27 protein-coding genes are annotated in these 26,191 nt (G+C 51.8%); 7 read left to right on the top strand and 20 right to left on the bottom strand.

The features are described 5' to 3' along the window. Positions 1 to 82 precede the first annotated feature (82 nt). Positions 83 to 697: a hypothetical protein gene (locus ACVBEJ_RS08640; RefSeq protein ID WP_447129224.1), complete on the top strand. Its 615-nt coding sequence runs from the start codon at positions 83 to 85 to the stop codon at positions 695 to 697. A gap of 36 nt (positions 698 to 733) precedes the next feature. Here the strand turns inward: ACVBEJ_RS08640 and ACVBEJ_RS08645 are convergent, their stop codons facing one another. The 4 genes from ACVBEJ_RS08645 to ACVBEJ_RS08660 all read right to left on the bottom strand — a co-directional run bounded on the left by ACVBEJ_RS08645 (position 734) and on the right by ACVBEJ_RS08660 (position 4,726). Beyond that, on the bottom strand, positions 734 to 2,005 hold the full coding sequence (locus tag ACVBEJ_RS08645) for a tyrosine-type recombinase/integrase (RefSeq protein ID WP_447129225.1): 1,272 nt from the start codon (positions 2,003 to 2,005) through the stop codon (positions 734 to 736). Between the two features lie 383 nt (positions 2,006 to 2,388). Then, positions 2,389 to 3,303, bottom strand: coding sequence for a nucleotidyl transferase AbiEii/AbiGii toxin family protein (locus ACVBEJ_RS08650; RefSeq protein WP_447129226.1), 915 nt, complete (start codon positions 3,301 to 3,303; stop codon positions 2,389 to 2,391). Next, on the bottom strand, positions 3,296 to 4,084 hold the full coding sequence (locus ACVBEJ_RS08655) for a type IV toxin-antitoxin system AbiEi family antitoxin (RefSeq protein ID WP_447129227.1): 789 nt from the start codon (positions 4,082 to 4,084) through the stop codon (positions 3,296 to 3,298). Before ACVBEJ_RS08655 ends, ACVBEJ_RS08650 begins: the two co-directional genes overlap by 8 nt. Before the next feature lie 282 nt (positions 4,085 to 4,366). Beyond that, entirely contained in the window at positions 4,367 to 4,726 is a 360-nt protein-coding gene (locus ACVBEJ_RS08660; RefSeq protein WP_447129228.1) for an antirestriction protein ArdA, read from the bottom strand. Positions 4,727 to 4,821: 95 nt separating this feature from the next. Here ACVBEJ_RS08660 and ACVBEJ_RS08665 point away from each other — a divergent pair, with 95 nt between their 5' ends. After that, the gene (locus ACVBEJ_RS08665; protein ID WP_447129229.1) at positions 4,822 to 5,535 is read left to right on the top strand and encodes a 16S rRNA (uracil(1498)-N(3))-methyltransferase; all 714 of its coding nucleotides are present in this window, start codon (positions 4,822 to 4,824) and stop codon (positions 5,533 to 5,535) included. A gap of 9 nt (positions 5,536 to 5,544) precedes the next feature. Here ACVBEJ_RS08665 and ACVBEJ_RS08670 read toward each other — a convergent pair whose 3' ends face one another. From ACVBEJ_RS08670 to fliM, 5 genes are read right to left on the bottom strand one after another with little or no spacing between them, the layout of a single operon-like run. Next, positions 5,545 to 6,000: a DUF2721 domain-containing protein gene (locus ACVBEJ_RS08670; protein ID WP_447129230.1), complete on the bottom strand. Its 456-nt coding sequence runs from the start codon at positions 5,998 to 6,000 to the stop codon at positions 5,545 to 5,547. A gap of 53 nt (positions 6,001 to 6,053) precedes the next feature. Continuing rightward, on the bottom strand, positions 6,054 to 7,055 hold the full coding sequence (gene fliG, locus ACVBEJ_RS08675) for a flagellar motor switch protein FliG (protein ID WP_447129231.1): 1,002 nt from the start codon (positions 7,053 to 7,055) through the stop codon (positions 6,054 to 6,056). A 15-nt stretch (positions 7,056 to 7,070) separates the two neighbouring features. Then, entirely contained in the window at positions 7,071 to 7,682 is a 612-nt protein-coding gene (locus ACVBEJ_RS08680) for a CheB methylesterase domain-containing protein (protein ID WP_447129232.1), read from the bottom strand. Continuing rightward, positions 7,679 to 7,966, bottom strand: a complete 288-nt coding sequence (locus ACVBEJ_RS08685) for a FliM/FliN family flagellar motor switch protein (RefSeq protein ID WP_447129233.1) — start codon at positions 7,964 to 7,966, stop codon at positions 7,679 to 7,681. Before ACVBEJ_RS08685 ends, ACVBEJ_RS08680 begins: the two co-directional genes overlap by 4 nt. 2 nt (positions 7,967 to 7,968) lie before the next feature. Next, positions 7,969 to 8,955, bottom strand: coding sequence for a flagellar motor switch protein FliM (gene fliM / locus ACVBEJ_RS08690; RefSeq protein WP_447129234.1), 987 nt, complete (start codon positions 8,953 to 8,955; stop codon positions 7,969 to 7,971). Between the two features lie 261 nt (positions 8,956 to 9,216). Here fliM and ACVBEJ_RS08695 point away from each other — a divergent pair, with 261 nt between their 5' ends. The 3 genes from ACVBEJ_RS08695 (at position 9,217) to arsJ (ending at position 11,931) form a co-directional block, all read left to right on the top strand. Further along, positions 9,217 to 9,564, top strand: coding sequence for a metalloregulator ArsR/SmtB family transcription factor (locus ACVBEJ_RS08695; protein WP_447129235.1), 348 nt, complete (start codon positions 9,217 to 9,219; stop codon positions 9,562 to 9,564). Further along, the gene (locus ACVBEJ_RS08700) at positions 9,561 to 10,565 is read left to right on the top strand and encodes an ArsJ-associated glyceraldehyde-3-phosphate dehydrogenase (RefSeq protein ID WP_447129236.1); all 1,005 of its coding nucleotides are present in this window, start codon (positions 9,561 to 9,563) and stop codon (positions 10,563 to 10,565) included. Before ACVBEJ_RS08695 ends, ACVBEJ_RS08700 begins: the two co-directional genes overlap by 4 nt. A 130-nt stretch (positions 10,566 to 10,695) precedes the next feature. Next, entirely contained in the window at positions 10,696 to 11,931 is a 1,236-nt protein-coding gene (gene arsJ, locus ACVBEJ_RS08705; protein ID WP_447129237.1) for an organoarsenical effux MFS transporter ArsJ, read from the top strand. Here the strand turns inward: arsJ and ACVBEJ_RS08710 are convergent. Genes ACVBEJ_RS08710 through ACVBEJ_RS08725 form a run of 4 tightly spaced genes read right to left on the bottom strand, consistent with a single transcriptional unit; the run spans position 11,916 to position 16,775 of the window. Beyond that, positions 11,916 to 12,065 (bottom strand): hypothetical protein, encoded by a 150-nt coding sequence (locus ACVBEJ_RS08710; RefSeq protein ID WP_447129238.1) that lies wholly within the window; start codon positions 12,063 to 12,065, stop codon positions 11,916 to 11,918. The genes arsJ and ACVBEJ_RS08710 overlap by 16 nt on opposite strands. A gap of 7 nt (positions 12,066 to 12,072) precedes the next feature. Then, positions 12,073 to 14,637 (bottom strand): CHASE2 domain-containing protein, encoded by a 2,565-nt coding sequence (locus ACVBEJ_RS08715; protein ID WP_447129239.1) that lies wholly within the window; start codon positions 14,635 to 14,637, stop codon positions 12,073 to 12,075. A 41-nt stretch (positions 14,638 to 14,678) separates the two neighbouring features. Beyond that, positions 14,679 to 16,052 carry a FecR domain-containing protein gene (locus ACVBEJ_RS08720; protein ID WP_447129240.1) on the bottom strand — a complete coding sequence of 458 codons (1,374 nt, stop codon included), beginning with the start codon at positions 16,050 to 16,052 and terminating at the stop codon, positions 14,679 to 14,681. A gap of 9 nt (positions 16,053 to 16,061) precedes the next feature. Next, positions 16,062 to 16,775 (bottom strand): response regulator transcription factor, encoded by a 714-nt coding sequence (locus tag ACVBEJ_RS08725; protein ID WP_447129241.1) that lies wholly within the window; start codon positions 16,773 to 16,775, stop codon positions 16,062 to 16,064. Positions 16,776 to 16,969: 194 nt separating this feature from the next. Here ACVBEJ_RS08725 and dusA point away from each other — a divergent pair, with 194 nt between their 5' ends. Next, positions 16,970 to 17,965 (top strand): tRNA dihydrouridine(20/20a) synthase DusA, encoded by a 996-nt coding sequence (gene dusA / locus ACVBEJ_RS08730; protein WP_447129242.1) that lies wholly within the window; start codon positions 16,970 to 16,972, stop codon positions 17,963 to 17,965. Continuing rightward, positions 17,962 to 18,405, top strand: a complete 444-nt coding sequence (locus ACVBEJ_RS08735; RefSeq protein ID WP_447129243.1) for a tellurite resistance TerB family protein — start codon at positions 17,962 to 17,964, stop codon at positions 18,403 to 18,405. The genes dusA and ACVBEJ_RS08735 overlap by 4 nt, the downstream gene beginning before the upstream one ends. 98 nt (positions 18,406 to 18,503) lie before the next feature. Here the strand turns inward: ACVBEJ_RS08735 and ACVBEJ_RS08740 are convergent, their stop codons facing one another. The 7 genes from ACVBEJ_RS08740 to ACVBEJ_RS08770 form a co-directional block, all read right to left on the bottom strand. After that, positions 18,504 to 19,001 (bottom strand): STAS domain-containing protein, encoded by a 498-nt coding sequence (locus ACVBEJ_RS08740; protein ID WP_447129244.1) that lies wholly within the window; start codon positions 18,999 to 19,001, stop codon positions 18,504 to 18,506. Positions 19,002 to 19,012: 11 nt separating this feature from the next. Further along, entirely contained in the window at positions 19,013 to 20,227 is a 1,215-nt protein-coding gene (locus ACVBEJ_RS08745) for a PP2C family protein-serine/threonine phosphatase (RefSeq protein ID WP_447129245.1), read from the bottom strand. Between the two features lie 235 nt (positions 20,228 to 20,462). Then, on the bottom strand, positions 20,463 to 21,197 hold the full coding sequence (locus ACVBEJ_RS08750) for an MlaA family lipoprotein (protein ID WP_447129246.1): 735 nt from the start codon (positions 21,195 to 21,197) through the stop codon (positions 20,463 to 20,465). A 194-nt stretch (positions 21,198 to 21,391) separates the two neighbouring features. Continuing rightward, on the bottom strand, positions 21,392 to 22,795 hold the full coding sequence (locus ACVBEJ_RS08755) for a choice-of-anchor I domain-containing protein (protein ID WP_447129247.1): 1,404 nt from the start codon (positions 22,793 to 22,795) through the stop codon (positions 21,392 to 21,394). A gap of 307 nt (positions 22,796 to 23,102) precedes the next feature. Continuing rightward, positions 23,103 to 24,203 (bottom strand): OprO/OprP family phosphate-selective porin, encoded by a 1,101-nt coding sequence (locus ACVBEJ_RS08760; protein ID WP_447129248.1) that lies wholly within the window; start codon positions 24,201 to 24,203, stop codon positions 23,103 to 23,105. Between the two features lie 378 nt (positions 24,204 to 24,581). Then, positions 24,582 to 25,340 (bottom strand): HvfC family RiPP maturation protein, encoded by a 759-nt coding sequence (locus tag ACVBEJ_RS08765; RefSeq protein WP_447129249.1) that lies wholly within the window; start codon positions 25,338 to 25,340, stop codon positions 24,582 to 24,584. Continuing rightward, on the bottom strand, positions 25,340 to 26,185 hold the full coding sequence (locus tag ACVBEJ_RS08770; protein WP_447129250.1) for an HvfB family MNIO-type RiPP peptide maturase: 846 nt from the start codon (positions 26,183 to 26,185) through the stop codon (positions 25,340 to 25,342). Before ACVBEJ_RS08770 ends, ACVBEJ_RS08765 begins: the two co-directional genes overlap by 1 nt. Positions 26,186 to 26,191 lie beyond the last annotated feature (6 nt).

Genomic DNA, 26,191 nt, shown 5'->3' on the forward strand with positions numbered 1-26,191 from the left:
CACATCAACGAGAGGAGAAAAAAGCTGGTAAGAGAAAAACCAACTAGGCCATAATCTGGCCTTCCAGGTGGGTCAATTTTAGATGCAAAACCTGGGTCAAATTTGGGTGCAATTTAACAGGTTTCCTGAAAGAAAGATGTGTAGAGCCATTGGAAAAGCGCCGACAACCATTGAAGGTTATCACCCCATTCATGCAATTAGGACATTCCCTGGGCCGTATGAACGCCATTTGGGGCATTACTATGACTTTGACTTAAAACCCCATGAAAACTTATCTAACAGGCTCAATTCAGGCAGGTCTTACGGTAGAGAGCTTTATGGTTATGGCCCTCGTCATACTTGGGTCTACAAGAAATGTATGGGCGCACCGCAACAAGCTTTGGTCGATAATCTCATAGACGTAATGAGGGCTTGTGATGCGGGTAATTTTGGAATCTATGTTGAAAAGATTGGTGGCGGTGTTGCCGTTGAAGGCGACAACGGGCGTAACTGCCGCCCACTGTATGACGAACTTATCAAAGTTCACCTGCAAGGCTATAAGCCCTCTCTCCTTGGCAGTATCACGGGCTTTTTCGGTGGCGCTCAGGTTGGGCCTATGGTCAAAGCCTTTGATCGGTGTGAGAGTGCGGGGAAAGAATTTAGTATGGAGTATGGCACTGAAACCAATAAACTAACTTTTTCCTGTGGAGGCGAGTAAGCCTTATTCCACACTAATAAGACTTACTCATTTCCATTATCCCCTCTTTCTAAAATCTAACCTCACAACATTATCATTCGCAGGTTTTGGCTCCGGTATATTGTCTTCAACAATATCCATGATACGTTTGTACCAAGCATCATATGCCTTGGCTTGTTCTTGCAGATAATCGTGCCTGTCATATGTCTGTACGATTTTCCCCAGACTGTGGCCTAGCATAACCTCGGCTATATGAAACTCAGTGATTGTCGATAGGTTGCTTCTACAAGTACGGCGCAAATCATGTAATGAGAAGTGAGGAATTTCATACCCCTCTCTTCGCCTTAAATACTGCATTATATTGTAGGGTATCTGTAGACCTGCCCTAGGCCCCATTACTTGGTTAGAACCGTCATTCGTAAAAACATACTCACTTCCAACGCTTAAGCTAAAGGCTTCTTTCAGATAGCCTTTGATTGCTGGCGTAATCGGTCTGAGTAGCGGCCTCCCTGTGCTTTTACCCATCTTGTGATTTTCTGGCGGTATCGACCAGACATTATCATTAAAATCGAAATCCTCTTTTTTCGATAAACGAAGTTCACCATTACGGCAGCCATAGATAAGGCAAAGCTTTACAAAAAGCTTATTTTTCGGCGTGATGCGAGACCCATCAATCGCAATCCATACCATGCGAATTTCTTCGTTGTTAAGAACACGGTCGCAAGAACGTTTTTGTATCTGCAAATCTTCCTTAGCGTAGATTTCAGATAATGGATTGACCTTAATAAGCTTTCTTTTGACTGCAAACTTAAGCATCTGCTTGGCATTAACCAATATGCGCTCTGCGATTGCAGGCGACTTTTTGGCTAGGCTTTCCAGAATATCCAGCCATTCATGTAAAGTAATCTTACCTGCGGGAAGCTTTCCGATCCTTGGGAATACGTGAATCTCAAAGCTGCGCTTGATTTCATGGTGTCCTTTTTTGTTATTTATACAGTATGTTTCGTACCAAACATCAAACAAGCCTTCTAAAGACTTGGCGGCGATAATGGCTTGCTTTTCAAGCTGTCGAACGACTTTTGGATCAAAGCCTCGCTCTAGCTTCTTACGAAGACGCTGATTTTCTTCTCTGGCCTCTTTTAACGACAATAGCGGATAAGTGCCAATATCGTACTCTTTGCGCGCATTGTCATAGTAATAGCGCATCATGAAGGTGATCTTACCTTTCGGAGACACGCGCGCATTCAGCCCGTCCCTATCGGATTTGATCAGTTTTTTGGGTCGAAGTTTATTGTGATTAGTCTTTAACCATGTGTCGGTAATACCCATTGCAAATGCTCCAAGTCATAGAATGGGTGTAAATTATTTTTGAGGGGCAAATTTTTAAAAATTTACACCCAAATTTACACCTATTTGGTGTGACTTAGCATGTCCATTCAAGGTAAGACAGGTCAATACGACAACCTCTGACACGTCATAACTTTTTGATTTTATTGTGTTTTGTGTCGCAACGTGACTCAGGGTGGCTTATGGGTCTAACTAGGGGTGCGAGATGATAGCAAACGTTCTTCTCTTATTGATTTCATTGACAAAATTGCTATCCGCCATACACCTAAAACCCTAGTTTGTACTTAAATTTGTACTTGTTCGTTACATTACCCTTTCGGGGCGAAAAAACGCGTTATTTTACCAATAAACAACCGCGCTATAAATTACTGCTCCAGAACACTTTCCAGCTCACTCAATTGTTGCTGATAAGCCTCTGGATTATCTTTCTTGAATTTCTCCAAGTTCAGAAGTTTCCACTTCACCGATGGAAAGTCCTGATAGTCGTAAATCGACCAGTTTGGCTCCAAACGATTCAAGCTCAATAAAAAGGCTTTATCGTCACCGCTCAAACTGGCTTTTACTGTTTCGATAAGCTGAAGCCTTGTGGCCTCATAATCATCGTAACTAAACTCAATCGTCGTCATGCCTTCGAACTGATTTTCAAAAGCCGTGCGCTGATCCAGTAAATGTGGATCAAGCATTTCATGGGTCGGGCGATTACTGCTCACCAGCCCTAGAATAAATCCCTGTTTGATCTCGTCCGTAAAGCCTTCGTTTTCCAGCCCTTCATTTTCAAACAAGAGCTTTACATCAAACAAATCTCTTGGGTGCTGCCTGTCTAGGGCTGCACATAATTTTCCGCCATATAACTGTGCCAACGGCACCAGCGGCATGGCGCAAAACGCATCGAACTGCTCTTGGGCAGCTTCACAAAGGGGCGCTTTGTTGGATTCGCCCAGTAAGCCCCGCCCTACCATATTCACCTCAATCTTGATGAGTACACCGTGCTCATCAAGTTGCAGCTTACAAACCTTATCTTTGTGCTGAACCCGTATCGACGGACGCAGTGCTTCGATACGTTCTTTAATGCGGATCAGGGCCGCATTAATACCCTCTAGCGTCTCGTTACGCTCGGCAATCTCGACATAAGTTAAGTCGATATCCACCGACAGCCTTGGCATATCCCGTACAAAAAGATTGATCGCCGTGCCGCCATGCATGGCAAAGCAGCCTTCTTTGGCGACTTCGGGCAGCACATCCAAAAGAAGCTTGACCTGCTTTTTATAGGCTTCATTCATGAACAGCCTCCCCGTTCACTGACTCAAGAGCCTTGGGCACGGTTATCTGGTACTTCGAAACATAAACACCGTCATTCACGATTGATCGCTTACCTGAACCCAGATCAACCTTATCGAGGCTGATATAGCTAAGCCATTCATGGCCTGCTTTATCCGCCAAGTACAAAAACAGGCGCTTCACTTTCACGGAAGTACAGCCTTCCAGCAAAAGTTGAACACTGGCTGGTCGTAGATTGTTAAGCCCTTCCATTAACTCAAACACTTCCAAAAGCGGTTGAGACTTAGGAGCCAGATAAAGACACTCCATGACCGCACGTGCGGGGCTGGATACTTTTACCTTAAAGCCCTTATGCTCTATTTCTATCAAGCCAAGTTCCGGCGGCAAAAACGATGTCCGTTTACAATCCACACTGACACCCCAATCCCGCTTTTTAAACCAAAGGGGCAAGCTGTCATCCTTGCCGCCAAAGAGCTGTACCGACTTGGTGGCCAACTCCAAATAATGTGCTTTGCCCTGCATGGATAGCGCGGTTTTAGCGGCTGGATGCACAGATAAACCTAACTGGCTTTGCAGGGCATAGATGCCGCCCAGATAGTCCACCTGATCACTATGGCGTATAAGCGCCCCTGTACCGATAGAATCAAACCACTGGCTACGTTTATAGCGTTTCTGCAAATCAAGGCTGTAACCCTGATCAGCAAGCCATGCCGAAGAAAGCACGACGCCCAAAGGCTGAGTGCTGAGCAAATGGTTTAATTTTGACTCGTTTTCGGTACTCATAGTACCAATTTAACTTACTTTTTAAACTAGATCAATCGAAAGGTTTATATTTTATATTTTTTGGGTACTTTAAGTACCTAAAAAGAGGATATTTTAAACTAAGGGCGGCTTTTCCCCCTCATTTGTCGCAATTGAGACGAAAGGGATCAATGGCACTTTTGGGGCTCAGCCTTGGCGAGATTAGGAGACAAGATACGCGAAGCATGAGCGTTTATGGCCATAGGCCGCTGAGCCCCAAAAGTTCGGGCAGTTAAGCCCCTGCCGTGGCAGAGGCTATTCCTATTAATGATTCCAAAATATGTGGACTTCGCGGTATCCCGTCTCGATAGTGAAGATGTCACCGCCAAGCTCAAGATCACGCCCCATCTTTTCATAGTCGATGTAGAACGCTAAGCTTTCGGGTATCTCAGTTGTATCGGTTGTTAGCTCTTCGGCAAAGTCAGCGACGCTTTCATGACAACCTGCATAGTTTTCTTCCATCGCCTTTTTAGCTTCGTCAATCGTTGAAAAATGACTTAGCAACTCGGCGGCTATTTCTCCGTGCTCCTCTATAAAACACGCGATTTCATGCGCACTCTGAATGCCTTCGTACTCTGACAGTCTATAAGAACCATAACCCTCATAATCATGTATTGCCCACACTTAGCGCTTACTTTTGGTGTTAAGAGCCAAAATGGGCTCCAGCAGCAGCTCACTGATTGTTAACACCATCGAGCAATCCCTTATAATCCGCAGCCATGAATCTGCTGCTGATTGAACAGAAAGACCTGACGGGCACCGACCGGGCATTAATTTCCGGGCGGCGCTTCCAGCATATGCTGGAAGTGCATCGGGTCAACACGGGTGACTCCCTGAAAGCCGGTCTGGTCAACGGCGACATGGGCACGGCCACCGTTCTCAACCTGAACGACCAACAGGCGGAATTACAGTTACATTTGAATCAACCACCACCGCCCCCTCTGCCCACCACCGTTGTGCTCGCCCTGCCGCGCCCAAAAATGCTGCGCCGGGTACTGCAAACTGTGGCCGCCATGGGGGTGAAGCAGCTCTATCTGATTAACAGCTATCGAGTGGAAAAAAGTTTTTGGCAGAGTCCGTTTTTACAAACAGACGCCATTCGCGAACAGCTGATATTGGGTTTGGAGCAAGCCTGTGACACCGCCCTGCCCCAGGTACAACTGCGCCAACGCTTTAAACCCTTTGTGGAAGACGAGCTGCCCGCCATCGCTGCAAACACCAGGGCACTGGTTGCACACCCCAAAAACGCCGGAGCCTGCCCGGTTAATATCACCGACACCACCACACTGGCAGTAGGCCCGGAAGGTGGCTTTATTGATTACGAAGTCGAGAAACTGGCAGAGTGCGGGTTTACCGCCGTGTCACTGGGGCCGAGAATTTTGCGTGTGGAAACTGCGGTGCCGGTGTTGTTGAGCAGGATTTATTGCCCGTAACTGGGCATGCTAAATTTTTTCCTCTGGCAAATACTCTCTGGCGATGCGTAGGGTGTGAGAACCAAGATAGACTTCTCGCAAAAAAAAGATCAGCGCGGCAATCAATAGTGACATGGACAGCACAAAGAACAGGGTAATCAGGCCACTGATTTCCAGTTTTAATGACTGCGCTGAAAACAGGCAAACGATCACCGTACACACCAGCAGTGCAGCAGTAGTACAGAGTGCGATGGAACGGTTAATCCAACGAATACGTACCCCCAGCAAATCCAACTCCTGACAGGATGTGGCGATTTTTTCTTTGTCCTTGAGGGCGGCAATGCGCCGGTCAACAATGCGGGAACGATCAATAATACGGCCCAGGCGGTTAGACATTACACTCAAAAAACCGGCGATGCCTGCCAGTAAAAACACCGGTGTTACCGCCAGTTGGATGATATTTGCCAGGTCGGTGGTGGAAGCCATTTAATGAATACCCATAATCATTACCATCCCATAAACTCGCCACCCGTCGCCGGTTACCCCACCATCTCCGCGCCACCGGCGATGGAGATTTTGCCTTCGTCCAGCAACCGCTTGGCGGTTACCATAATTTCCCGCTGGGCCGCTTCCACTTCGCTGACTTTTACCGGGCCACCGGCTTCCATATCTTCACGCAGCATTTCTGCCGCTCGCTTGGACATATTGCGGAATACCTTGTCTTTGACTTCCTGGTCCGCGCCCTTCAAGGCAACCACCAGTTGGTCCATTTGAATTTCCTGCACCAGTGCCTGGAATTCCCGGTCCGGAACGCCCACCAGGTCGTCGAATACGAACATCAGCTGTTGGATATTAAGGGCCATTTCCGCGTCCATCTCGTTGAGTTTTTCCATCAGTTCTTCTTCCTGGGCGCTATCCAGGCTGTTGACGATGGCGGCCACTGTTTTCAGCCCCCCCAGTGTACTCTCAGCGGTGGTGGGGGTGCTGCTGTCCAGCTGTTTGTCCAGCACTTCGCTGAGTTCTTTCATAGCGTCCGGGTGCAACGGTTGCAGTGACACTACCCGCATCACAATATCCAGGCGGGTTTGTGCATCCAGAAACGCCAGCACTTCGGCACCTTTTTCCGGTTCCAGATAAGAAACCACGGTGGCCTGTATTTGCGGGTGCTCCCCCTGAATCAAATCAGCGATAGCCCGTGGCGGCATCAGCTTGAGCGCATCCAGACCGGTGGCGTCATCGTTGAGAAAAATCCGGCTGGTGATGCGTTTGGCTTCCACTTCACCCACCGCCTTGGTGAGGGTATCGCGAATGTAATCTTCGGTACCCACCTCAAAACCGATAGAGGATGTGGTTTCCTGCAGGAATTCACCAATGGCGCCTTTGATTTCATCCAGGTTGACCCGTTTGAGTTGCTTCATGGCCTGGCCAATGCGCTGCACATCGGATTGGTGCAGGTAACGAAATACCCCGGCGGCGTATTCTTCCCCAACCACCGCCAGTAGCAGTGCCGCTTTGTCCAGCTTGCTTAAGTCTGCTGACATAGTTCCTCTGTCTTTTTATTGTCTGGTTGCCAATACGCTGGCAATTTTTTCCGCCATGTCATCTATGGCAGCCACATCGTTTACGGCCCCAAGGCGCACCGCCTCACCGGGCATCCCCCATATCACGCTGCTGGCTTCATCCTGGGCAATGGTGTACGCGCCCTGTTTGTGCATGGCCAACAGCCCTTTGGCACCGTCTTTGCCCATACCGGTCAGCAACACGCCAACAATCTGATCAACAGGGTGCGCCAGCAGTGATTCAAACAAGGCATCCACCGAGGGCTTGCATTTGTCCCGCGGCGGGCCATCGCCCAGGCGACAAAAGTAATTGCCATCACAGTAATCAACCAGTAGATGACTGTCGCCCGGAGCCAGATACACCCGGCCAGCGTCCATCTGCTCGCCATTGCCTGCCAGTGTCACCTGCAGCGAACCGGCTTTGTGCAAACTGTCCGCCAGGGCCTGTGCAAAACCGGCATCAATGTGTTGAGTAACCGCAATAATTGGCTCCACAGTCAAACCGTATTGAGCCAATTGCCCGGGCAACTCCGCCAGCAATGTCGCCAGTGCTTTGGTGCCCCCGGTAGAGGCGCCCACTGCGATCAGTGATGGCTGCTCACTGCTCACGAGCCCAGAGACTTGATGCGTTCTTTGGCACTGGCCACCGATACAATACGAGCGCCGTAGTGCTCGCCCACCTCCACTGTTTCTGCTGTGGCCATGGAAATACCATTGATGCACACCTCCAGGGGATCGTCGGTGTAACTGTCCAGCTCCACCAGCGATTCCGGCCCCCAGGCTAGCACCTCTCGTATGGTCAGCTGGGTGCTGCCAACCACCGCAGAGATGGCCACGGGGATATTGAGTATCATGCCCAGGTCCGCATCCTGGCTTTCAGTGTCGTCAGACATTGTTATTCTCCTCCCACTGTACCCAGAATCCGCAACGCCACCTTACCGCCGGAACTGCCGATACGAGCGCGATACACCGGTGAGCCATTGGCGCACAGGGTGGCTGGATCGTTCATGGTAATGGGTATTACATCCCCCGCCTTGAGGTTTTTGATATCGCCGATAGTAAGCTGGGATTCCGCCATGGCGCAGCTCACCTCCACCTCTGTGCCGGCAATATGCTGCAGCAGGGACTCTGCCCAATTGTGATCCCCAAGCGGCGCAGGTTCCTCGTCGTTATTCGCCTTTTCCAGAATTGGCTCCAGCATGCTGAAGGGCATGGCGATGTCTATATCGCCGCTGACGTGGTCCAGCTCCAGCTGAAAGGTACTCACCACCCAGGGCTCGTCCGGGCTGTAAGCGGCGGCCATCATCGGGTTCATTTCACTGCCGGCGCGCTCAATCTGCAGCTCAAGGGTGTTCTCCCAGGCGGCCTTGATGTCTTCCAGGGTGCGACCCAATAGTTTGTCGATAATGCGATTTTCGATGCTGGTAAATTCCCGCCCATCAATACTGGCCTGGCGACCGGCACCGCCAAAAAACAGATCCACCAGGCCGAACACCAGGCGGGCGTCGAACACCACCATGGCAATGCCCTGCAGAGGGTTGAGGCGCACGATATTAAGGCTGGTGGGCACATCCATGCGTTGCAGGTATTCCGAGAAACGCAGTATCTCGATGGCCTTGGCGTCGATTTCCGCCTTGCGTTGCAGCAGGCTGAACACGGTCATGCGCAGCTGCCGAACGTAGCGGTTATTGATGGCATTTACCGGCGTCAAACGGCCGTGAATCAGGTTGGCTTTGTCGGTCAGATCACAGAGTTTGGCGGCCCCAGCGTAACCCCGTTCCCTGGCAGCGGGCTTGGCTTCAGTGGGCACATCGCCGGATTCCACCCCATCCAGCAAGGCATCCAATTCATCCTGCGAGAGAATTTCTTCAGGTTCTGACAAGTGTTGCTCCCAATCACCAAACTGCCACGTTGCAACAGCGCCGGTAAACCGCCGCTATTCATCTGTACACAGGAATTAAGCAAAGGTTATGCCAGCTATTGTGCACCGCAACGATGGGGGCTCTGCAAGTATGCCCGCGACAAACGTCAGACATTTGACACCAAACGCCACCAGTGAAGTGCCCCCACAAATATTCGCTATTTCATATATACGGGAAATCGAATATAATGCCAACTACTTTTATCTGAACCGGAATACGCCATGGAGCCCACCGAGTTATTCAAAAGTCTGGCGGATCACACCCGCCTGCGCAGTTTGCTACTGATCCAACAGCAAGGAGAATTGTGTGTGTGCGAACTGATGGCGGCGCTCGGCGAGAGCCAGCCAAAAATTTCCCGCCATTTGGCCCAGCTGCGCGGCAACAAGATTCTGCTGGACCGGCGTCAGGGGCAGTGGGTGTTTTACCGTATCAACCCGCAACTGCCCGCCTGGGTGACTGACATTCTGGACACAACCCTGTCATCAAACCGCCCTATGATTGCCACCGAATTGCAGCAATTACGCGCCGCTGGCGACCTGCGCGCCGATACCAAGGAGACGCAACCATGACCATTAAAGTTGGCATCAATGGCTTTGGCCGTATGGGAAGGCTGGCCCTGCGTGCGGCCTGGAACTGGCCAGAATTCGAGTTTGTGACCATCAACGATCCAGGAGTCGACGCCCGCACCCTGGCGCACTTGCTCAACTTCGACTCCGTACACGGTACCTGGGCTCACAGTGCTTGCGCTTCTGCGGACAAGATAACTATTGACGGCAAATCCATCGTCGTCAGCCAGCACCCGACCATCTCCGAAGGGGATTGGTCCGGTTGCGACCTGGTGATCGAAGCCTCCGGCAAATTCCGCACTTCGCAATCGCTACAGCCCTATCTGGAGCAGGGAGTCAAACGAATTGTGGTTACAGCACCAGTGAAAGAGCCCGGCGTGCTCAATGTGGTAATGGGGGTAAACGACCATCTCTACGACCCCGACCGCCACCGCATTGTCACCGCAGCCTCCTGCACCACCAATTGCCTGGCGCCGGCTGTAAAGGTAATTCACGAAAATCTGGGGATTCGTCACGGCTCCATGACCACCATTCACGCCCTGACCAATACCCAGACTATTGTCGATGGCCCCCACAAGGATCTGCGCCGGGCCCGCGCCTGCGGTATGAGCCTGATCCCTACAACCACTGGCTCCGCCACTGCCATTACCGAAATATTTCCTGAGTTGAAGGGGCGGCTCAATGGCCATGCGGTACGAGTGCCACTGACAAACGGTTCCCTCACCGACTGTGTGTTTGAACTGGAACAGGCAACTAGCGCTGAGGCGGTGAACACCCTGTTCAAAGAAGCCGCAAACGGCTCACTCAAGGGCATCCTCGGTTACGAGGAACGGCCACTGGTATCAAGCGATTACCGCAGCGACCCCCGCTCTACCATCGTCGATGCCCTCAGCACCATGGTAGTCAACGATACCCAGCTGAAACTCTACCTGTGGTACGACAATGAGTGGGGTTACGTGAATCGCACGGTGGAGTTGGCGCGGATAGTTGGCAGCGTAATTTGACAGGCCAGATGTCTGAAGTCGGAAGTCTGATGCACGCGGCTTTGCCGCGAAGCGGCTGCATCCGACGTCAGACTTCCGGCATCCAGCCTGCACAACAAACACGAAAAACCTTGAGCAACAAATAAGCACAATGCCACTCCCCCAAAACATCAAACAATACCTGCTAATCACCGGCAACTACTGGGCCTTTACTCTAACCGATGGCGCTCTGCGCATGTTGGTCGTGCTGCATTTTCACCAGCTCGGTTACAGTCCGCTGGCCATCGCCATGCTGTTTTTGTTTTACGAGTTTTTCGGCGTGGTCACCAATCTGGTGGGGGGCTGGCTGGGTGCACGCCTGGGGCTTAATCGCACCATGAATATCGGCTTGCTGTTGCAAGTGGTGGCACTGCTGATGCTGGCGGTAAACCCCGCCTACCTGACCGTGGCTTGGGTAATGGCGGCACAGGCGCTATCCGGCATAGCCAAAGACCTGAATAAGATGAGTGCCAAAAGCGCGGTAAAATCCCTGGTGCCAGACGGTGCCCAGGGCAAGCTCTATAAATGGGTAGCGGTGTTAACCGGCTCCAAAAACGCCCTTAAAGGCACCGGGTTTTTCCTCGGGGGCGGGCTGCTGGTCATGCTCGGATTCCAGGTCGCGATAACGGCCATGGCAGCGGTGCTGGCGGTGATTTGGGTATTCAGTATTTTTTGTTTGCAGCCGGATCTGGGGCGCGCAAAAAACACACCCAAATTTCACCAGCTATTTTCCAAAAGCCGGGCCATCAATATTCTGTCGGCGGCGCGATTGTTTTTATTTGGCGCCAGAGATGTGTGGTTTGTAGTGGCTCTGCCGGTTTATCTGAGCAGCGCACTCAACTGGAACCACTGGCAGGTAGGCAGTTTTCTCGCTTGCTGGGTGATCGGCTACGGCATTGTTCAAGCCTTCGCCCCCGCCATCACCGGGCGTCGCTCTGGCACCACAGCGGGGGGCCGCGATGTGATGGGTTGGGGTATCGGCCTGGCACTGGTTATCGGCGCACTGGCTGCCGCCATGCAATACGGCAGCAACCCTTCTGTCACGTTGATTACCGGTTTGGCCGTATTCGGCGGCTTGTTTGCCATCAATTCATCCCTGCACAGCTATCTGATAGTCAGCTTTGCCAACCGCGACAGTGTGTCATTGGATGTGGGCTTTTATTACATGGCCAACGCCATGGGTCGGTTGTTGGGAACGCTGTTGTCCGGGTGGGTGTTTCAAAGGGTCGGCATTGAAGCCTGCCTGTGGTTGTCTACCGGATTTGTTGCAGTGGCAGCGGTGTGCGGGGGTTGGTTGCCCGCCAGTGCAACACAAAAAGCGGATAGCGAGCCTCAAGACTCCAACTGAAAATCCCGATCATCCAGCCAGCCTTTCATCCAGTCTGATGCGGACAGGGCATCACTGGGGCAAGACAGGTCAAACTGCTCGTCCCAATTGGACACATGAAGTACATCGACATTGCGAGCACCAGGTAACGACACCGTAAAATTAGCGGTCTTTGTGATCACTTATAAAAGGCAACTCAACACAAATTCGCAGCCCCTTTCCGGGAATATTACTGGCACTGATATCACCCCCATGGCGGGCAATGACAGACGCGGACAAACGCAAGCCAAGCCCTGTGCCTGAAATTCTGTTGGCACGGGCATTTTTCCCCTGCCGGAAAGCATCAAACAGGCTTTCCAGCTCCTCCTCACTGACACCCTCGCCGCTGTCGGTAACGTCCACCTGTACCACACTACCCTTGCGGCAGGTTTCAATGTCCACCACACCGTTATCACCACCATATTTAATGGCGTTGTCCATCAGGTTAAGAAAAGCGCGCTCCAACATAACCGGATCGCCGCTAACCAGCACATCATCATCCTGACGATTGATCTGAAAACGAATACCGCGACTTTTTGCCAAGCTGTACAGTTGCGCAACTGCAGAATCCAAAATTGAACCCAGCAAACAGTCAGAAAAATTCAAATTAGCGTTAGATTCAATCTTGGAGAGATGAATAAAATTATCTGCGTAATTGATACTGCGTTCCATAATACCTTCAATGGACTGCAGCAATTCGCTATCTCCACCCCGGCTTTTTCTGTCGCCAATCAAAGCCAGGACAGAGCTCATCGGTGATCGCAGATCGTGAGAAAGAAAATTGATTGCCTCCAGGCGCTTTTTTTCCTCGCTTTTCAGCAAACTGATGTCAGTAAGTGTGATCAGCAGAAACGGTGCATCCGCATGAAACACAGCCCCTTCACATTGCAATTCTCTGCCATTTTCCGCGACAGCTTCCACGGAAAAAGCGCATTCACGAAATATCAGTTCGGAGAGTAGTTTTCGCCAGCTATTCTGCCCCTTGATGGAGAGCCTTGCCAGGTTTTTGTATAGGCCGCAGCCGTGGTCAATTTCTCCAAGAAAGTGAATGGCCTGACGATTCACTTTTAGCATCGCACCACTGGGTTCCAACAACAGCACACCGTGGCCGATTTGATCCAGGGTATTCAACATCAAACGGCTACTGGCTTGCGCGCGTTTGTTGGCATCTGCAAGTGCCTCCATGGATTCGCCGACAACGGTTTTTTGACAGGGCCGATACTGCGAGTGCCAGCGGCCTATAGGAAAAACCCGCTGCAGCACAGCTGGCTGTAATGGAACCACATGGGCTGCATCGGCATCCCACTGCAATGCCAGATAAAAACTGTCATCGCCGGCGGGCAGTTTTACCAGGCCGTAATTTTCAATGACTTTCCATGACTCACTGTACTCAGAAGCTTCAGTACCCAACAAGCAAGTGCCCATCTTTTCGATGGGCACCAAATCAACATCCCTGAGACACCAAGAAGTCAAGGGATAAAACGACTGCAAGAACTGGATACTCTGCAAAATATTGCTGAGATGCGGTTTTGTCCGTGAAAAAATATCTTGTTTTTTCAGCCTGACAAGTTCTTTTTTAAGAATTTTTAACTCACTGCTGAGGCGCCACCAATTCATTACCGGAAAGCAAATCATCAACGCCAAAGTAGCCAATCCAAAAGGCAACCAGTAACCATTGACAAAACCCGCCAGCGACGCAGAATTAAGCACTAACAACACCACCACCGTAGTGGTGATGTTATGACGCACAGACGCCGAAAAAAGCAGCAAACCCCACAACAAAAGAACACACAGATTCGCCAGTAAAACCACTTTACTGGACAGCGGGTAGACAAGATTTTGATGGCGCAGCCCATTGAGAATATTGGCGTTCAGCTCCACACCAGGCATCGGCCCCAAGGCGGTCACCACCGGGTCCATCCCCTGCGCTACAGCACCCACCAGGATAATTTTGTGGCGAAAATCATCGAGCGGAACACGCCCGTGGATAACATCCGTAAAGGAAACTGAAGGAAAAGTTCCTGCACCACCAACAAGGGGAATGTAATTTTTGTAATTTTTAACAAACTCGCTACTGTCTTCCTGACTCGTTGTGTTCTTCAGCCCCGGCAAAGCGCCCGATGCACCGTTTAGCAATTGTTCTATAGCCACCGAAAAATGCAGTTGGCGACTCTCGCCAAGGCTGTGTAACAAATACACTGCACGACTTTTACCGTCGCCATCAACAGCCACCTGCACATGTCCCAGCGCCGGAGCCGCCACTGCCAACTCGGGCATCGGCAACACTTCAAGATAGTGGTTACCTTTATCCAGAAATTCTATGTACACAGGCAGCACTACAGTTGATGATTTAGCGACCTGCTCTATTAAAAACTCATCATCAGCGGGGTAGAGGGAATACTCTGCAAAAAGAATATCCAGGCCAATAGCCTTTGGATTCACGTTGCCCAGCTGTTGCAGTAACTGCGCGTGATACTTTCTGGCAAATGGCCACTGCCCCAGTTCCAGAAGTGTTTTTTCGTCGATGGCGACAATAACAATATCGTTAGAAATTTCTGCCGGGAGCCATTCGACAGTGGTGTCGTAAACCGCATTATCCAGGTTGGTATGCCAACCCTGGAAATACAGTAAAAGCGCCAGCACAATGGAAAACAGGGCCGAAAGAAATCGCTGTCGAAAACGCGGCATACGTAAATATACTCAGGCGGTTTTACGTCAATATAACAGCATCAAAGAGCAATCAGCAGCACAGCGACTACAGACGTCAGGATAGCCCCCCAATCCAGAGACTTGTGCTTAAGCTCCACTGTTGTGGAGTACTCGCTCTCGCGTCCATCTGCAGCCACAGCCTTCACCCGCACATAGATAGCGCCCTTGGTATCAAGTTTTTCGGTAACAGCGGTTTCGGTAAGCTGCTGACTCCAGATAACCTCCTGAAAATCAGCCTGTCGAGAGACTTCCAACAAATAATGTTGGGCGTTCTCCACCACTGGCCAGTGGATGTTTAATGTACGTTTTTCATATTTGGCAGTTACCTGATCGAAAACAGGTGTTGCCAGCTTCTCCAAAGTCTGAAAATGAAAGGGGACACTGTCTTGACCGCGCAAACCATCATTGGCTATGGCGCGCACCACCAGACGATATTTATCTACAGGCAAACTGGCGAAGCGGTATTCAGCGCTTGTGGACTGCTGCTGGTAAAGAATCGCTTCACCACTTGCACCTTTGTAAAGTTCCAGCTGGTAGCCACTGGCTCCGATTACCTGCTGCCAAGCAAGAGTGACACTGCCGCTGTCAAAACGACTTTTGGCACCGTCAAATCCGGGCGCAGGCAGCAATTTTATCGGTGCTTGCACCGGCAGCCCTTTAACGGCGTTAACACCAAAGCCCCCGGCCACCAGCTGCCCGCTTTTGCCCGCTGCCACATCAACTCCACCTTCAAGCACTTCCACCTGAGTGGTCAGGCCATCAGGCTTTGCGAATACGCGAAATTCGGTTCCGCGAACAGCGGCTACTGCTCCCGGAGTCAGCACACGGAAAAGGCTGTCACCCTGACGGCGTGGAACATCCACATCAACACTGCCGCGATTGAGCTTCAGGGTGCTGCGCGCAGACTCATTACCGTGAGTAGTCAGGGCCTGCAAGTACAACTCTGAATGATTGCGCAACAACAATTCGGAGCCGTCGTTAAAACGCAAAACCGCGCCGCCATCTGCCACTGTGACACGGGTACCCAGGTGCAATGGATCGCCAGTCACTACCGGCAGTGTATTGCTGGCACCATACTTTTGCTGGCGCACATCTCCACGGGCAAACTCCACCATTGCGGCAACGGGAATACTTTGTATCCAGGAAATGGGAATGCGCAAACGCACGCCGGGGTACATGCGTTTTGGCACAGAAATACCATTGTGTTGCTGGACGTTTTTCCAGCAACGGATAACATCACTGCGACCCAAATAGTGATTGCAAAAATCCCACAGGGTATCGCCCTTTTTTACGTAGTAAATCCACTCAGCCTCCGGCTCTGAAGCCGCTGATAACGGCAGGCTGGATAACCACAGAGAGGTGGCAATCAAGACAGTTTTTGATATTTTTGACATTGATACCTACTAGTTGGTACTCAACTCTTCAAAGCGGTAGCCGTGTTGATACACCGTCTTGATATAGTATCCGGTCTCGGGACCAATCTTCAGTGCTTTTCGAACCCGGCTCATGTGCATATCCACGGTGCGGGTATCTATATCCGCATCCACTCCCCACACCTTATTAAGCAGGTATTCGCGAGTCAGCAGTTGCCCCTTCCTGGCCAACAGGCAGGCGGCCAACTCAAACTCCTTGGGACGCATTTTTACCACCTCACCATCCACGTAGGCAGTGCGGGAAATCATATCCAGGTGAATGGGCCCCACTTTAAAAACCGGCTCCGGCATACGCCGCTGGCTGGCCCGTCGCATCAGAGCGCTGACTCGCGCCACAAACTCCTTTTCCCGTAATGGTTTGACAAGATAGTCATCAGCCCCTGCATCGAGGGCACGAACTATGCAATCTTCAGTTTCCAACTGAGTAGAAAATAGAATCGGCCCGCTAAACTGTTGATCCTGGCGCAGGTAAGCCAATACCTGCAAACCGTCGGTATCCGGCAACAGCCAATCCAGTACAAAAAGATCCACCGTCTGGTTCTGCAATATTTTCTTGAGCTGATGACTCGTACTGCAACAGATAACCTGGCAGCCCACATCTGCCAGCCAACCAGCCATCATATCGGCATGGAGCTGCTCATCTTCCACAATACAAACAGTATAATTATCACCTTGTGATTCCATTCGTCCCCCTTCTACAAGGATATTTTTTTAATCTGTTATCTTCAGGGCATTAACAGACCTCAGAGTATATGGCACTGCCTGCTCAGGTAAGCATGCACTTCGGGATCATTTACATTTTTGTTACATTTTCTCACGGTATGCAGCCGGCCCGAGATTGACTAAAATCCCTCCCCCGACCAACGACCACCACCGCCATGCCTGCACCACTCAATCGCCGTTTCTCCATCGCCCCCATGCTGGATTGGACAGATCGGCACTGCCGGTACTTCCTGCGTCTGTTGAGCAAACATACCCTGCTCTATACGGAAATGGTAAACAGCGGCACCATCAAATACGGCGACAAAGACTACCACCTGGGTTTTGACTCATCAGAACACCCCATTGCCTTGCAGTTGGGTGGCAGCGACCCGGCGGAATTGGCAGAGGCCTGCCACAGTGCCACAAAATTTGGCTACGACGAAGTCAACCTCAACTGCGGCTGCCCCAGCGACCGGGTACAGCGTGGCCGTTTTGGTGCCTGCCTGATGGCGGAGCCGAATGTAGTGGCCAACTGCGTTGTCGCCATGAAAAACGCCTGTGACCTGCCGGTTACCATCAAATCCCGCATTGGTATCGACAACCTGGACAGCTACCAGAACCTGCTGGATTTTGTCGGTCCGGTACAGGAAGCGGGTTGCCAGACTTTTATTGTCCATGCCCGCAAAGCCTGGTTGCAGGGGCTGAGCCCCAAGCAAAATCGGGAAATACCGCCACTGGACTACCAGCGAGTTTACCAGCTGAAAAAGGATTTGCCGCATCTGGAAATTATTATCAATGGCGGCATTACCTCGCTGGACCAGGCGGAGCAACACCTGCAACATGTGGATGGTGTAATGGTGGGTCGCGAGGCTTATCACAATCCCTACATTCTGGCAGAAGTGGATCGGCGCTTTTTTGGCAGTACCACTCCCGCCTCAAGCCGACTGGATGTCTACCAACAATTTCTTCAGTACGTGGAACAGCAGCACAGCAATGGCGTCAAACTCAGTCACATGAGCCGTCATATTCTCGGCCTGTTCCAGGGTATGCCGGGGGCGCGTAAATTTCGCCGCTATATCAGTGAAAACGCCCACCTTGCAGATGCAGGAGTGGATACCCTGTATGCGGCCCTGGAACAACTCAACACACAACCCGCTGTAACTGACCCATGATTGCAAAACTGCGCCAATTGCTGAACAGCGACCCGTCGAGCGATCAACCATCGCCATCGAACACCCTGCAGGTGGCCGCCGCCGCACTACTGGTGGAAGTCATGGTTACCGACCAGGACGTAGACCGCCAGGAGCAGCGGGTTATTGAGAAAATACTGAAAACTCGCTTTTCACTCGCTGACAGCGAAGTGAATGAGCTGTTTGCCGAAGCCCACAGCGCCAATCGTGAAGCCACCTGCCTGTATCGTTTTACCCGTCAAATCAACGAACGCTACGGAGCCACCGAGCGCTTTCAACTGGTGGTGGAGTTGTGGCGCATCGCCTACGCCGACGGCCACCTGGACAAATACGAAGAAGGCACCATTCGCCAGATTTGCGAGTTGATACACGTCTCTCACAGCGACTTTATTCGCGCCAAGCATTTGGCGAAAGATCAATAATCTGACATTGGGATCCTTCGCTGCGCTCAGGATGACGTAGCAGGGTGAGAGTGCCGGGCACTGTCATCCTGAGCGCAGCGAAGGATCTATCTATCCCTTTAAACCGATTTTTCCAAACTGCGTATCAGGTCGATAAAGTCATCGCGATTGGCGGGGTTGAGTTCAATCAGTTGCCGGTGGGCTTCCAGTACCCGCTGGCGGCAGCGTTCCTCATCCAGGTCATCGCATTGCAGTTCTGACCAGTCGAGTTCTTCCCCTACCGGGCCTTCAAACAGATCAAAAACTTCATCCAGCCCCATAACTTTAAGGGTGTGATTTATGCCGTCATTATTGCAAAACAATTTGGGGCGCAGGCCAAACTGCCGATTGCAGTGAATGGCCAATTTAGCCAACAACCCCAAAGTGGTGCTGTCTACACCACTGGCTTCCAGCAAATCCACCAGCACTTCACTGGCATCACCGCGCTGAAAAACAGACTCTATGTAATCGGACAAGGAGGTGCACAGCACCATGCGCACATCACCTATAAATTTGATGTCGTACAAACCCTGTTGCTCGGCAACCAGGATACGCCCTCTTTCGTCACTCGCGCTCATTACTTTCTCGATTACAGCTGCCGACAGATGGTCAGCAGGGAAATATCGTCCGGGGCTTCCTGCACATCGTTAAGGCCCAGGCGATCCAGCATGCCTTGCTGAAAGTCGCCGCTTGCTCCACAGCCTTCCGCCTGAGCTGCATCGTACAGGCTCTGTTGTTTGTCGGCCATGGAATTTCCGGGCATATAATCAAACACGCCATCGGACACCACACACAGGGAAAAATGGCGAGGCAGTTCAATTTCTTCCACTTCCCAGGTGGCGTCATCAAACAACCCGATAGGCTTGCCTTTGCCCGGCAACACCTGGGCCCCATCCTCGCTGACCAGGATGGGGGCTGGCATCTGGGCACAGGTTACGTAGCGCATGACATGGCGCTTCATATCGATGGAGCCGGCAAACAGAGTCATGTGTTTGTCCAGGCCGGTGGCAATCAACTGACGGTTAAGGGATTCCGCCAGACCACCGGGGGCCTGGGCGAGATTGGCTTCGTCCCGCCGGATCACATGGTTGCGAATAATTTTGTTGAGCATAAAACGCAACAGCACGGTGACAAAAGCCGAGGAAGCGCCGTGCCCGGAGACATCGGCAAAGTAAAACGTCAGGTAGCGATCCAGCAACGTGTGGTAACCGACGAAATCACCACTCAGATAAAGTGACGGCACAATGTGGTGGCCGATGGTGTAGTCGTGAAAATGCTGCGGGGTTTTGGGCAACATGCTCAGTTGCACCTGACGGCCAGCCTGCTGATCCTGACGCAACACCTGCAGTTTTTCCTGCAGTTCACGGTTGGTGGCTTCCAACTGCTGACGGTAATTCTGGCTGTCGCGCAACAGCTCCCGCGCTTTCCAGGCAGACTCTGCCACAATCAGCAAATTGCGGGGGTCAAAAGGCACCAGCAACACATCGCTGGCCCCGTGATGGATACAGGTCAATACCTGGCGGGCAGAGGCATCTTTGAGAATGGGCACCACGGTGTGAGCTTCGCTAAACGCAATACAAAAACCGAGGGTTTCGATAACCGAGTCGAACTGGCTGTCCACATCGATGTGGCTGCAATCCAAAAGAATGACTGCGGGGTTTAACGCCCGCAGTATTTCGTCGAGAGGGTCGTCCAGGTGAGCGTATTTTATCACCCAGTTTTGATCCGACAGATCGGGGTTTTGAAACACCGTATCCGGTTTGTGGCAACCGATGTAAAGGAGTTCGCGCGTACTGCCCTGCATCTCTGGCTGATACCTTGAGATTACGTAGCTATTCAGCTCACGCGTCAAAACGCGCATGGCTGTGTTAAAAATTGATCATTTACACGTGTAAACTCAGCAATTTTCGCCTTGCCCTGCACGTTTTGACACGCAATCTGAACAGCTACAGGACATACTAAATAGTTACGAGATTGTTATTATTTGCCTGAACTCGCGTTACAGCTCACCCTGTCAGGCTACCGCCAGACACCATCCGTCAGTAATCGTCGCTGTCGTCACCGTAGTCATCGCCGAAGTCATCTTCTACTTCGCCATCCTTGATCAGGTACTCGCGACGCTGCAGAAAGGCGTCTTTAATAAAAGTATAGCGGTCGCCGGTGATCAATTCCTCCGAATCGAGCAATTGGGCACGGGTATCGATAGTGCGCAGCCCGTAAATGCTGTTGCGCAGGCTGATATTGTTTTCGTAACGCACCGCATCAAAGGCCAGGCTGTCCACCGCACCCGCTGGCAGGTCGCGCAAAGTGCTGGGGCCAAAGAACGGCACCACCACATAGGGCCCGGCGGGAACACCCCAGGACGCCAGGGTCTGCCCCAGGTCTTCACCTTCGCTCTTTTTCAGGCCCATACTGTCGGCCACTTCAAAAATGCCTCCCACCCCAATGGTGGTATTCACCAGTAAGCGGCCGGTGTCATTTGCAGCCTGTTTGAATTTGCCCTGCAACAGGTCATTGGGAATATTCACCACCTCTTTGAGGTTGCCAAACACGTTGCTGACACCCCGCTCTACCGGGTCGGGCGTGATCCACTTGTAGCCTTTGGTCACTGGCTTTAACAACCACTTGTCCAGATGGTGATTAAAACCGTGCATGGCGCGGTTAAAACCTTCAAGGGCTCCGCCTTTTTTGCGGGTTTCGCCAGCATCTTCAGCCAAAGCGCCAGCCAGGGGCGCCAATAAGACAACGGCGAGAATCAGTTTATTCAGCTTCATGGTATTAACCTTTGGTTCCAGTCCCTGTTTGGCCGCAATTGTAGCTCAGGGTTCCACCAAAGTGATAACTCTACTTTGCGTTGACAAACTCTACTTTGTCATCCTGAGCGCAGCGAAGGATCTCACAACAAACAGAAAATAAAGAGATTCTTCGCTGCGCTCAGAATGACAACGAATAGCCCGCAAGCAGTGGGTCAGCGGATAGTCACCACCGACAGGGTGCCGCGTTTTTCGTTGGCGCAAAACAGGTAATACTTGCCATTGGCCTGGTACAGCGCCAACCCTTCCGGGCCATAGGCTTTTGCCTTGTCACCGGCGGTGCGCAGCGGCACCACGGATTCCACCAGCGGCTTTTGCGGATTGCTGATATTGACCAGTGCCAGTGCGTCAGCGCGCTCAAGGGTGACCACTGCGTAGTGAGTACCATCCAGCTCCAGATAAACCACAGTTTCCGGTTCCGAACCCTTGTTGTCACTGCGGCCATCCGGGTAAATGCCCAGCGCGTGCGCCATAGCGTCCAGTTGGTTGCCGGTATCGCCCAACAGTTCGCCGCTGGCGGCATCAAAAATACTCAGGGTACGGCCGCCACCCGCTTTCTGGCCAGCTTTGATTTTCGACGCTTTGGGCTCGGTGTCGCCCTCATCAGCGGTCAACAACCATTTGCCGCCATTGCCCAGGGCAATGCCATCCGGCTCCCGAAAGGCGGTCAACTCATTGACAAACGCCACCCGGCCATCGTCCTGGGTATCCGCCAGGTGTTGAGTCACTCCCAGGCCAAATGAGCGGGCAACCTGAGCACTTGCGGTATCCACAACCACCACGGCGTTGTTTTCCTGCAAAGCAACAAACAGTGTTGTGCCGTCGGGGGTAAAAGCCAGATACTCTGGCTCCAGGTAGTCCGGGGTGGCGGCACTAATGGGGAGTTCCTGTTCTTCCTCATCGCCGTCAATGTGGCCATCGCCATTGAGGTCTATATCCCGTTCAAAAGAGCGCTTGTCGGAGCCTTGCAGCACACCGTCTACACCGCTGAGGTCCGGCAGGGCAATCTGGTGAATAACGGGATTATTCAGGCCCTTTTGCATATCCACCAGGGTAATGCTTCCCGGTGGAGTCACCAGTTCACCGTTACCGGCCACCACAAAGGGTTCGCCCTCATTGGCTACCCCCAGCCAGCGGCCATCGCTACTGAACAGCACCGAATCCGGCCAGTAACCACTGGCAACGCTGTTTAACAGCTCGCCGTTTGACGCGCTGTAAAAAAACACCTTGCCGCTTGCCAACGGGTTTTTGGCGATAGCTGCCACCGCCACATAGTCATCAGTGGGGTGAAAAGCCACTGATGAAATATCATCGATATCCTGCCCTTCAACAGTAATACGCAGCCGTCGTTCTGGCTGAGCGGGATTACTCAGGGACAGTATGTCCACTTGATTTTTGCCCGAAACAGTCAGTGCGGCCCGGCCACTGCTTTGCTGAACGCTGATTATTTCCGCGCCTTTTTTATAGCCGGTGTCGTAGCTGCCCAACCACTGCAACTGGGCAGCGAATGCCAAGGGAGAAACGGCAGCGCATAAAAATGCAAAAGCAAAACGATTCATTGCAAATGTCCTTTGTTAAAAGCCAAATCACTGCTGTCCCATAAACATATATTGAAAGTTCACTGAGGCCAGAATCACTATAGTGCTAACCATTAAACGCCAGCTCCAGACATAAATCTGGAACAGTCTGCTGTGACACGCTGTAAATACATCCGTGTACGCTCGGATGCAGCAGCCATGCTGCATACGGTCACAGCAGACTGTTCCAGATTCATGCCCTCAAGTTTGTGGGGCAGCCATGAAGCCAAATACAAAAAACCCCGCACCTTTCAATGCGGGGTTTTTATTACGCAGGCAAGTATATGAATTACTTGTAAACGTATTGCAGACGAACGCGGAACTCGTCACCGTCTTCGCCGGTTACGTCGTCTTCACCAGTCATCAGGCTGGCGCCGATGCGGATGGCGCTGTTGGGGTAGTAGTTCAGGCCCAGAGCCAGCTGGCTGCCATCGGTACGACCCAGCTCGATGTCGCTGAAGTTGCCGTCGCCCGCTTCATAGCGAACAACCGCTTCCCAGGCACCGGCATCAGTGGAAGGCTTGATGATTTTGAACTTGCCGTCTTTGTAGGGGCGAGATTCGCCGGTAAATACCCAGCCAGCTTGTACGTAGTAACCGTCCAGGCTGTCACCGTCTACCTGGTCGGTGTCAAAGTACTCGCCCTGGTAGTGGAAAGCGCCGTTTACGCCGGCAATTTCGTAAGCCATGGCAGACTCGGCAGCGTTGCCGCTAACACCTTGGGTGCCGCTGCGCTCAGAGAACGCCAGACCCAGGTGGAAAACGTTGCCTTTGTCATTGATAGGCGCGTAAGTGAAGCGGCCAGTCAGGGCCAAGTCTTCAGCGCCACGGTCGTCATCGGCAGTTTCGTTTTCAAACAGACCAACACCGTAAGTCCAGTTTTTGCCTTTACCGTGCAGCTGAACACCGGTGTTACGACCAAAAGCGTGCTGCTCGGTCAAAGCGGAGCGCTCGAGGATAGAAATATCTTTGGAGCTGGTTTGCTCTTCCAGACCAAAAGGCTCTTTTTGACGACCCACAGTCAGGTTGGCGGCCTTGCCCCAGCCCTTGTAACGGATGTACAGGTCTTCAACGTCACCGGCTTCGGATTCGCCGATATTGAATTGGGCTTTGTAGTCCCAGTTTTTGTCAACGGTGCCTTTCAGGAAGATACGGGCGCGGCGAACAGACAGGTTATTCTCGTCTGGCTCGCTGTCGGAATCTGCTTCGGCGTTGTTGTAGTCCCACTGAATACGGCCGCCGATATTGAAGGCGTTCTTCTTGTCAGCGGTTTTGACACTGAAACCACCTTTGGTGGCAACGATAACGTCACCGCCGTCGGAAGTTACAGTACCGGCATTGGCGCCAACAGAAATGCTGGCAATGGCCAAAGCGAGAATGGTCTTTTTCATCAGAGTTGTCCCCTATTTATTGGACGATCGATTAGTGATCAAAGGATCCACAGGTTCGGTTTCGGATCGAGGCGTATTCTGATGAGGGTTTGTGACAGGTATATGACAAGAAAATGGCCGTTACTTTACAGTAACGGCCCAAATAGAAGAGGGATCAAGAAGTTTGCATTGATATTTCAGCACATCTGACCGTGAAGATAGTGGACAGAAAATGGAGAAGCGGCGAAGAAGTGTGGAGAAGGTCTCATATTTACGTCATGGCGAGGCTTCAGGCCGCGGCAATCTTCATCCGGTTATCACTGCACTCACAAAGCCCTCTGCCAATTTGGTCGAGATTGCCGCGGTCGCTTCGCAGCCTCGCAATGACGGACAATATTTTCAATCACAACCGCAAATAATGCTCAGGTCCGCCAATTTTCTCAATAATGGTATTCCGCTGGCCACCACCTGTTCGGGGTTGGGGTGTTGCAGTTCTTCCGCAATCTGTTCCAATGCCTGCTGGCCACTGAGTTCGCTGTCGTCTTCCAGAAGCTGCAAAAGACGCACGGTAACGCCGTTTGCCTCCATAAAGCGCACCCGCTCTTTGCGGTTGCGGTATACCACCAGAAACGTCGGCTGTTGTGGCGCTTGTTGAGGTTGATATTCCGGGCCCAACTGGTGAACCGGGTACTGATAGGAAAGCCTCCATGCCAGTGGGGAGACAACCGGGTGGCGTTGCAACAGGTCGCTGTCGCTGACATCTTGTTCCGGCGGCAGTGACTCCGGCGACACGTCCAGCGCCAGCTCTACCCATTCGTAATGGGCCAGCTCCTGCAAAAATGGTGGGTCGCAGGGTTGCTGTTGGTGTTCTTCCTGCAAATAGCGCAAGAACTCCTGTGAAATTTCCAGAAAATACGGCGTGCTGCTCTGATGGCGACTGACAAAGTCACGCACCATGTGGTGCCAGTCCGCCTCGGAGTAAAGGGTTTTCAGCACCGGAAAGCCGCTGGCAATAAAATTCTGGATATTGTTGTAAATCAGGTCCCGGTAAATACCCATGCGCCGGTCTTCAATTTCAGATGGCGCTGGGTTTTGCTCCGGGTTGCGCAGGTGGGCAGCAAAGGAAAACTGGGTATCCTGAAATGAAGGTGCGCTCATCAGGCACTCATCACTTGGGTGGCGTGTTGCTGTTGAATTGCTTTGATATGGTCGATTTCTGTCATCAACTCAGGCAGTGGGGGGATATTAAAGTCCCGCTCCAGCAGCGTCGGCATAACGCCAAACAGCTGGTAAGCACGGTCCAACAATGCCCATACCGGGTCGATCACATCCGTGCCGTGGGTATCCACCCGCAGGTCTTCCGCCTCATTGTAATGGCCGGCAATGTGCACATAACTGACTCTCTCGCCGGGCAGTGCTGCCAGAAATTCATCGGGGTCGTAGCGGTGGTTGATGCTGTTGACGTAGATATTATTGACGTCCAACAGCAGGTCACAGTCTGCCTCGGCCAATACCGCGTTGATAAATTCAATTTCGCTCATTTCCTGTTGCGGGGCCGCGTAGTAGGAGGCATTTTCCATGGCAATACGCTGCCCCAGAAAATCCTGCACCTGGCGAATGCGGTCTGCCACATAGTGAATGGCTTGTTCGGTAAAGGGGATGGGCAACAGGTCGTACAGATGACCGTTGTCACTGCAATAGGTAAGGTGTTCGGTATAGGTGGTTATACCGTGATCGGACATAAAGGCTTTTACGTCCGCCAGAAAATCGAAATCCAGCGGCGCAGGGGAACCAATGGAGAGGGACAGGCCGTGGCACACGAACGGAAAACGCTCCGTATACTGGCGAAACTTGCGGCCAAAGCGCCCACCCACATTGATCCAGTTTTCGGGAGCCACTTCCATAAACTGAACATCATCAGAAGAAAGGGACTGGAAGTTGTCTAACTGACAACGTCGCAGTCCCAATCCGGCTCCCGTAACGGGATATGACTTAGTTGTCATATTCAG

It is taken from the genome of Porticoccus sp. GXU_MW_L64 (assembly GCF_052983295.1).

What these genes read in the sequence shown, in the direction of transcription:
- ACVBEJ_RS08640 (WP_447129224.1), top strand. Translation starts at nt 83, where the DNA reads ATGCAAAACCTGGGTCAAATTTGGGTGCAATTTAACAGGTTTCCTGAA.
- ACVBEJ_RS08645 (WP_447129225.1), bottom strand. Translation starts at nt 2,005, where the DNA reads ATGGGTATTACCGACACATGGTTAAAGACTAATCACAATAAACTTCGA.
- ACVBEJ_RS08650 (WP_447129226.1), bottom strand. Translation starts at nt 3,303, where the DNA reads ATGAATGAAGCCTATAAAAAGCAGGTCAAGCTTCTTTTGGATGTGCTG.
- ACVBEJ_RS08655 (WP_447129227.1), bottom strand. Translation starts at nt 4,084, where the DNA reads ATGAGTACCGAAAACGAGTCAAAATTAAACCATTTGCTCAGCACTCAG.
- ACVBEJ_RS08665 (WP_447129229.1), top strand. Translation starts at nt 4,822, where the DNA reads ATGAATCTGCTGCTGATTGAACAGAAAGACCTGACGGGCACCGACCGG.
- ACVBEJ_RS08670 (WP_447129230.1), bottom strand. Translation starts at nt 6,000, where the DNA reads ATGGCTTCCACCACCGACCTGGCAAATATCATCCAACTGGCGGTAACA.
- fliG (WP_447129231.1), bottom strand. Translation starts at nt 7,055, where the DNA reads ATGTCAGCAGACTTAAGCAAGCTGGACAAAGCGGCACTGCTACTGGCG.
- ACVBEJ_RS08685 (WP_447129233.1), bottom strand. Translation starts at nt 7,966, where the DNA reads ATGTCTGACGACACTGAAAGCCAGGATGCGGACCTGGGCATGATACTC.
- ACVBEJ_RS08695 (WP_447129235.1), top strand. Translation starts at nt 9,217, where the DNA reads ATGGAGCCCACCGAGTTATTCAAAAGTCTGGCGGATCACACCCGCCTG.
- ACVBEJ_RS08700 (WP_447129236.1), top strand. Translation starts at nt 9,561, where the DNA reads ATGACCATTAAAGTTGGCATCAATGGCTTTGGCCGTATGGGAAGGCTG.
- arsJ (WP_447129237.1), top strand. Translation starts at nt 10,696, where the DNA reads ATGCCACTCCCCCAAAACATCAAACAATACCTGCTAATCACCGGCAAC.
- ACVBEJ_RS08715 (WP_447129239.1), bottom strand. Translation starts at nt 14,637, where the DNA reads ATGCCGCGTTTTCGACAGCGATTTCTTTCGGCCCTGTTTTCCATTGTG.
- ACVBEJ_RS08720 (WP_447129240.1), bottom strand. Translation starts at nt 16,052, where the DNA reads ATGTCAAAAATATCAAAAACTGTCTTGATTGCCACCTCTCTGTGGTTA.
- ACVBEJ_RS08725 (WP_447129241.1), bottom strand. Translation starts at nt 16,775, where the DNA reads ATGGAATCACAAGGTGATAATTATACTGTTTGTATTGTGGAAGATGAG.
- dusA (WP_447129242.1), top strand. Translation starts at nt 16,970, where the DNA reads ATGCCTGCACCACTCAATCGCCGTTTCTCCATCGCCCCCATGCTGGAT.
- ACVBEJ_RS08735 (WP_447129243.1), top strand. Translation starts at nt 17,962, where the DNA reads ATGATTGCAAAACTGCGCCAATTGCTGAACAGCGACCCGTCGAGCGAT.
- ACVBEJ_RS08740 (WP_447129244.1), bottom strand. Translation starts at nt 19,001, where the DNA reads ATGAGCGCGAGTGACGAAAGAGGGCGTATCCTGGTTGCCGAGCAACAG.
- ACVBEJ_RS08745 (WP_447129245.1), bottom strand. Translation starts at nt 20,227, where the DNA reads ATGCAGGGCAGTACGCGCGAACTCCTTTACATCGGTTGCCACAAACCG.
- ACVBEJ_RS08750 (WP_447129246.1), bottom strand. Translation starts at nt 21,197, where the DNA reads ATGAAGCTGAATAAACTGATTCTCGCCGTTGTCTTATTGGCGCCCCTG.
- ACVBEJ_RS08755 (WP_447129247.1), bottom strand. Translation starts at nt 22,795, where the DNA reads ATGAATCGTTTTGCTTTTGCATTTTTATGCGCTGCCGTTTCTCCCTTG.
- ACVBEJ_RS08760 (WP_447129248.1), bottom strand. Translation starts at nt 24,203, where the DNA reads ATGAAAAAGACCATTCTCGCTTTGGCCATTGCCAGCATTTCTGTTGGC.
- ACVBEJ_RS08765 (WP_447129249.1), bottom strand. Translation starts at nt 25,340, where the DNA reads ATGAGCGCACCTTCATTTCAGGATACCCAGTTTTCCTTTGCTGCCCAC.
- ACVBEJ_RS08770 (WP_447129250.1), bottom strand. Translation starts at nt 26,185, where the DNA reads ATGACAACTAAGTCATATCCCGTTACGGGAGCCGGATTGGGACTGCGA.